Origin of the sequence: Enterococcus italicus DSM 15952, assembly GCF_000185365.1 — a bacterium.
In the GTDB taxonomy this organism is placed as follows: Bacteria; Bacillota; Bacilli; order Lactobacillales; family Enterococcaceae; genus Enterococcus_G; species Enterococcus_G italicus.
Window position 1 is genome coordinate 394,134 of the sequence record NZ_GL622241.1, and the last position, 6,860, is coordinate 400,993.

Annotated in this window: 7 protein-coding genes; 1 reads left to right on the forward strand and 6 read right to left on the reverse strand. The window is 41.5% G+C overall.

The features are described 5' to 3' along the window. Positions 1–23: 23 nt before the first annotated feature. The 6 genes from HMPREF9088_RS01895 to HMPREF9088_RS12580 form a co-directional block, all read right to left on the reverse strand. Positions 24–734, reverse strand: coding sequence for a gamma-glutamyl-gamma-aminobutyrate hydrolase family protein (locus tag HMPREF9088_RS01895; protein ID WP_007207419.1), 711 nt, complete (start codon positions 732–734; stop codon positions 24–26). Between the two features lie 147 nt (positions 735–881). After that, on the reverse strand, positions 882–2,630 hold the full coding sequence (locus tag HMPREF9088_RS01900) for an ABC transporter ATP-binding protein (protein ID WP_007207420.1): 1,749 nt from the start codon (positions 2,628–2,630) through the stop codon (positions 882–884). Then, entirely contained in the window at positions 2,623–4,371 is a 1,749-nt protein-coding gene (locus tag HMPREF9088_RS01905) for an ABC transporter ATP-binding protein (protein ID WP_007207421.1), read from the reverse strand. Before HMPREF9088_RS01905 ends, HMPREF9088_RS01900 begins: the two co-directional genes overlap by 8 nt. Positions 4,372–4,675: 304 nt before the next feature. Then, positions 4,676–5,617 (reverse strand): alpha/beta fold hydrolase, encoded by a 942-nt coding sequence (locus HMPREF9088_RS01910; protein ID WP_007207422.1) that lies wholly within the window; start codon positions 5,615–5,617, stop codon positions 4,676–4,678. Continuing rightward, positions 5,614–5,940, reverse strand: coding sequence for a dihydrofolate reductase family protein (locus tag HMPREF9088_RS12575; protein ID WP_007207423.1), 327 nt, complete (start codon positions 5,938–5,940; stop codon positions 5,614–5,616). Before HMPREF9088_RS12575 ends, HMPREF9088_RS01910 begins: the two co-directional genes overlap by 4 nt. Further along, positions 5,937–6,173 carry a dihydrofolate reductase family protein gene (locus HMPREF9088_RS12580; protein ID WP_007207424.1) on the reverse strand — a complete coding sequence of 79 codons (237 nt, stop codon included), beginning with the start codon at positions 6,171–6,173 and terminating at the stop codon, positions 5,937–5,939. Before HMPREF9088_RS12580 ends, HMPREF9088_RS12575 begins: the two co-directional genes overlap by 4 nt. Before the next feature lie 149 nt (positions 6,174–6,322). On the opposite strand from HMPREF9088_RS12580, the gene HMPREF9088_RS01920 reads away from it, so the two are divergent. Next, on the forward strand, positions 6,323–6,860 hold a 538-nt coding region (locus HMPREF9088_RS01920), incomplete at its 3' end, for a GNAT family N-acetyltransferase (RefSeq protein WP_007207425.1).

Here is a 6,860-nt window from a genome sequence, read left to right on the forward strand (position 1 = left end):
CATTTCCCCCTTTTTTCATTCCCTTATAAATGATTTGCTACATATTGAAATATACCCATTTCTTGAACCAACTCTTCATACGCAAAATCCGGATGCCACTGTACTGCTAAAATGCTGTGCTTTGGATCTTCAATTGCTTCGATAACATTATCTGGACTCCACGCAGTCTCGGTGAAATTACTTGATAAACGATTCACAGCTTGATGATGAAACGAGTTCACCGTATCATGTGTGCCATATAATGATTGTATCATGCTTTGGTCCAATGTTTGAATTCCATGCGTCGGCACAGCACGTGGAATTGGTGCTTGCATATGACGAATGCCTTTCGTTTCATCAATTTTTTGTTGCAAGTCACCACCAAAAGCGACGTTGACTAATTGCATTCCCCGACATACAGCAAAAATCGGTTTCTTTTGAACAAGTGCTTCATCAATTAGCGCCAGCTCAAACTCATCGCGTGCTAGGTAGCTGTAATCCTCTTCTGTCTCCAGTTGTTGCCCGTAAAATTTGGTTGAGACATTTTGACCACCCGCTAATACTAGCTTGTCAATTTGGCTAATGTATTCTTTGGCAGCTTCTTTTTCACTAATGGGTATAACCATCGCCAGTGCACCTGCTTTTTGGATTGCCTTCACATAACCAAGCGGTGTATACAAGATCGGCATCTCATGCAATACTTCTCCCGAATTTTGAATTTCATTCGCTGCAATTCCAATAATTGGCCTCTTCATGTCTTACTCATCCTTTACTTAAACGATTATCTCATCAATCTTTAATAATAAAATTATCTTAATACAAAAAAAATAAAATGTATATGAAAAAGCGATGGTGATTCTTTATTTCTATCACCAGCGCTTTTTTTGTTATTTTCTTAGTTATCACAGTTGTTCTGCTTGCATTTGATACATTTGTTGATAAATTCCTGTATGCTCAATTAATGAGTGATGCGTCCCTTGCTCAACAATTTCACCTCGATCTAAGACTAAGATTTGATTGGCCTCCTTAATCGTCGACAAGCGGTGGGCAATCATAAAAGTCGTACGCCCTTTCTTTAAGACATTCATAGCCTTTTGGATAATTGTCTCAGTCTCTGTATCCACGTGGCTAGTAGCTTCATCTAAAATTAAAATTTTAGGGTTGACCACTAAAGCCCGCGCAAAACTAATCAATTGCCGCTCACCACTGGAAAACTCATTGCCCTTCTCCACTACTGGATGGTGAATACCTTCTTCATAGCGGTCCAATAAATAGGCCGCACCGACTTGCTCCATCGCATCCACAATCATTTCATCCGTAATATCTGGGCGATTCATCCCGATATTCGAAGCAATTGTCCCTGAAAAAAGATACGGGTCCTGTAAGACAATCGCCATGCCCTTTCGTACACTTTGGCGACTGTATTCTTCGATGGTCTGACCATCAATCACAATGGAGCCGGCTTGCGGATCATAAAACCGAAAAAGTAAATTCAAAATACTCGATTTTCCTGAGCCAGTGTGACCGACAAGAGCGACTGTCTCTCCTGGTGCTGCATGGAAAGTAATATTTTTCAAAACTGTTTGTTCTGGCAAATAGCCAAATGTGACATCATGAAAGGTAACATCGCCTTCTTTAATCTGCATTTGCTTTTCTTCTTGTGATTCAGTTTTTTGATCAGCAAACTCAAAAATTCGTTGACCAGCGGCTAGAGATTGTTGGATATTGGCAATTGTTTGTACGAATCCCTCAATCGGGTCAAACAAGCGATTGATGTAGTCGATAAAGACATACATCAGACCCGCTGAAAGGAGCATATGGCCATCTAAAAACTGATAAGAAGCCAATGAAATCACAGTTAACATCGTGACGTTTCTTAATAGATTGGCAAATCCCCACGCCACCGATGAATCCAAAAGCAAGTATTTTCTTCCCATCTCAAACCACTTTTGGACAGTATCTTTGAATTCGTGTAGCAATTGATTTTCGCGCTGAAATGCTTGCACGACCGCCATTCCTTGGACAAACTCATTCAGCTGTCCGCTAATCTGGGAGATATATTCTCGCATAGCTAGATTGTATTTAGAGGCATATTTTGTGTATTGCTTTTGCCAAATAATTAAAATCGGAACTAAAATTAGCATCGCTACGCCTAAGCGTCTATCTAATAGCAACAAGGCAGTAAATGCACCAATAATTTGAATCATATTACTAAGCATGTTGCTAATGACACTCACATAAAAATTTCCTCGCAAAGCTTCGGTGTCATTTGTGATGCGTGCAACAACTTTTCCGGCTGGCAGCTGATCAAAATAGGAAATCGGCAGGTGATGCATGTGGGCAAATAATTCATTGCGCATGCGTTTGACAATTCGATTGGACATTTTTCTTAGTAACAATAAACTAACATACTTTAATAATGATCCTACACTGTTTAATAAAAGATAGCTCATTAATAAGATAATCAGCCATTCTTTGTTTAAGACGCCTGTCTCATATGCAGGTGTCAGGACTTGGTCAATTAACCGCTTGGCAATCATCGGGGAATATAGTTCTAAGCCCGTGGCGATAACCAATAGACTCGCACCTACTAGAAATCGCTGCTTATAAAAGCGGATATAACTCAATAATCGGATAATAGTCTTAAGCATCAGACGCTTCATCCTCCTTTATTTGTTGATGATAATATTGATCTTGGTACCAGCCAGGCTCTTGAATCAAGGATGCATGGGTACCTCGTTGGACAACTTGTCCTTCGTCCAAGACAAGTACTTGATCGGCTGTCGTAATCGCCGACAAACGATGGGTCACGATGACTAAAGTATCGGTAATCGTTTGGTTGCTGAGATTTTCGATAATGGCTTGCTCGGTCTTAGCATCGACGGCGGAAAGTGCATCATCTAGTAACAAAACGGGACTATTTCTTAAAAAGGCACGAGCTAGGGACAATCGTTGCTTTTGTCCACCAGATAAAGACACCCCTTTTTCACCGACTAAGGTCGCTAGTTGCTCTGGCATCAGTCGGATGTCTTCGGCTAAGCAGGCCATCTCGAGTGCTTTCCATAGTTTTTCATCACTTGCTTGGCTGTCACCAAACAAGAGATTTTCACGGATTGTTCGCGAAAAAAGGGTATGTTCTTGCGGTACTTCAGCTAATTGGGACCGCACGGATTGCGTCTCATAGTCCGTCAATGGCAAGCCGTTTAGCTCAGGCACTTGATTTGAATAAGGGTAGCGGTGGCCAAACTGACGAAGCAAAGTCGTCTTGCCGCTCCCCGTTTTACCTACGATACCGATGACTTGACCACGTGAAATCGTCAAATCTACCCCCGCGAGTACGAGTCGTTTGGTATCAGGATATCGAAAATCAAAATCTTTTAATGCAAAGTATTCAAAGCTGGTGGCTGTTTTTACACCGGATTGCTCCAAGCCATCACCGGTCTGCAATACTTCATTGATTCGTCGCCAAGAAGCTGCTCCTTGCTGCATGACATTCACTAAGTCTCCCGCTGAAATCATAGGCCAGACGACCATCGTTAAATACACTTGAAACGAAACCATCGCCCCAATGGTAATTTGTTGACGGACGACCAATAAGGCACCAAAGCCAAAACTTAACACAAAACTAATTGCTAAAATAATCGTAACCAGTGGTGTAAAGCGTGCATCGATTTCTGAGACGCGATCATTTTTGCTTTTTGTTTCTTCTGTACGTGCTTCAAACTGAGCCGTAGTGGCTTCTTCCAGACCAAATGCACGCACGACACGAATGCCATCAATCATCTCTAAGACTTCACTATTCATCTCGGAAACAGAATTTTGTGCATCCGTGAATGACTTATCTACCTCTGAGCCCCATTTGAAAATAAAGTAAGCCAACACTGGCATCGGGATCAATGCAATCAATGTCAATTGCCAGGACACACTCCAAGCCATCATCACGACAATAAACGCTAAGTATACGCTAGTGTTCAAAAAGACCATCAAGCCATAGCCCACCGTCATCCCCATGACTTGGACATCATCACTCGAGCGCGTCATCAAATCTCCTGTTCGAAAACGATGATAAAAAGGTGCACCCATTTTTAGAAAGTGCGTCATCAAATCCCCACGTAAATTCCGTTGTAAATCGAAGGAACCAATGAATAGAAAAAAGGTCCAGACAAACTCGGTCAGATATGCTAGGACAATCGCGCCTCCAAAAAGCACACTGTATTGAAGTAACATCTGACTAGTTAATTGTTTGGCGATAATCGCATCCACAAATAAGCGAATAATATACGTCGGTGCTACATACATTGCGCTGGCTATCAGCATAAACAAAACGACAATGACATAGCGTTTTTTGTGTTCATTAAAATAACTTGCTAATTGGTTTAAAATGTATTTCATTCTTTCTCCCTTTGAGTCGCTTGACCGACTCCACTTTTCTTCCTCTTCTTTTTTCTAAAAAGCGCACAAAAAAGCCCTGTCCCATTCAGAACAGAGCCTAGATATACGTATACAATAATTGCTTCACTGTACGCTAAATAGAATCCAAAGAAGGGATTAATAATGTAGATGATATGCAGTTTGTTTGGTTGTTTATCAGTAATTTGCTCATCTGACTTTCCCTCTCTTTCTTAAATTTTTAATAAGTACATCTCATAGTGTACAGATACTTCTCATTATTGACAAGTGTTTTTTTTTATTTTTGCTAATTTTGATTGGCCGCTAAACACTGGAAGTTAATCCATTCCTTGATTTCACGGTAAACAAACGAGGCATTTTGCTCGTTCAAAATTTCATGACGGGCTTGATGTATCATTCGCAAAGTGACTGGATTGCCATTTTTTGCGATTTGCTTGGCACACGCATGGACACTCTTTCCGTAATGCCCCACCGGATCCTCCTCACCTGAAATAAACAAAAACGGAAGCTGCGGATTGATTTGCTTGAGTTTTTTGGGTGAGCTGGCTTCCTTGGTTAAATAAAAAAGATCTTGATAGGCTTTTACGGTGAACGTAAATTGATTTTTCGGATCTTGTAAGTAGGCATCAACTTGCCTTTCATCCCTTGATAGCCAATCCTTAGTTGTACGCGCCGGTCGAAAATGACGATTAAAGCCATTAAAAGCCAAATTGTCTAAGATGGCGGAGCGATATTTTGGTCCACGCAGGCGGATAAAGGTCTGACTCGCCAAGAGTGCTGCGGTCATTTTAAGTAATGGTTCATAGGTCGTCCCCATCATGATGCACCCAACGAAGGTCTCATTCGGATACTTAATTAAGTAATCCCGTACGACAAGTGAGCCCATACTATGTCCCAAAAGAACATGCGGTAGCTTCGGATACTTGGCACGGACTTGTTCATTGACGCGCTGAACATCGTCAATCAAAAACCGGTGTCCCTCTCGATCTGCAAAATAGCCGTACTCCGCCTCATCTTGGACAGAGTCTCCATGTCCCAAATGATCATGACCGATGACCGCATAACCAGCTGACATCAAGTACTTCGCAAAGTCCTCGTAGCGATCAATGTGCTCGACCATCCCATGTACGAGTTGGACGGTGGCTTTCGGTGCTTGCTCTGGTAGCCAATGATTCATTTTTAATTGATGACAGCCATCTGAAGACCTAACCCAACACACTTGCTTCATAGACATCCTCCTTTTTTTTTATTTTTCTTGGTCATCTGTTTCTTTTGATAATGCAGCTCGACCATTTCACCCATCTGTGTTGCTTCGACAAACGTCACCCGTTGCTCATAATCCCCTTCTGGAAACAAGCGCTTGCCCGATCCTAAAAAGACAGGTGCAAGCTGAATCCAATAATCATCAATTAACTCTGATGCCATTAATGACGTCACTAATCCACCACCACCGACAATCCAGATCCATTTTCCAGTTGCTACTTTTAAGTCTTTGATAATCGTATTCACGTCACCAGCTACATAGCGACCTTCTGGAAATGAACCTTTCATTTGATGCGTGAAGACAATCTTTTGCTTGCCGGGATAGAGTGGTTCTTCACCGAGTATTTTTTTACTTCATCATACGTTGTCTTACCCATGACAACCGTATCGACTTGCTCGATGAACGCCTCATACGTCGAGACTCCTGCAAGATTGGTGTCAAATAACCACTGCAAACTATCCTGTTCATCTGCTAAATACCCATCGATACTCATAGCCCCGTAAAATACAACTTTGCGCATCCTTTGCTCCTTTTTTTACTTTGATACAGTTAGTCTACCATAGATTGCACTGAATCGATAGCAACAAAAAAAATAGCTATCAACGAAAAATTTGCTATACTGCTAATTAGAATACGCTTAAAAAAGGAGCACTCATCAACCTAATTCCCATGACCCAAGAAATTTATGATCATTATCTCAGTCAAGCGATCGTTGCCTACGCTGAGGACAAAGTACAAGCCAAAACATGGACACAAGAAGAAGCACTTTCTTTATCCACCGCGAGCTTTGCGGAATTATTGCCAGCCGTCTTGGCAACACCTAATCACTTTTTGTTTTCATTACAACTTGATGAAGGCCAAACAATCGGTAGTACCTGGCTTTTTGTTAAGGATACCCAAGCTTTTATCTATGACTTTGAAATTACTGCAACGAAGCGTGGACAAGAATACGGGAAGCAAGCTCTCAAAGCTGTTGATCAATGGGCAGCGACACAAGGAATCACCGGTATTGGGTTACACGTCTTTGCCCATAACCAAACTGCGTATCATCTTTATAAAAAAAATAGGCTACGTAGAGACAGATTTCTCTATGACCCCTCGTGTGAAAGAGTAAAAAAGCTGAGACAGAATAGTTTTGCTCTAAAAAAGACGGAAAATCCAGAAGTTATCACTCAAACTTTCGGATTTTCCGTCTTTTTCGTTAGCC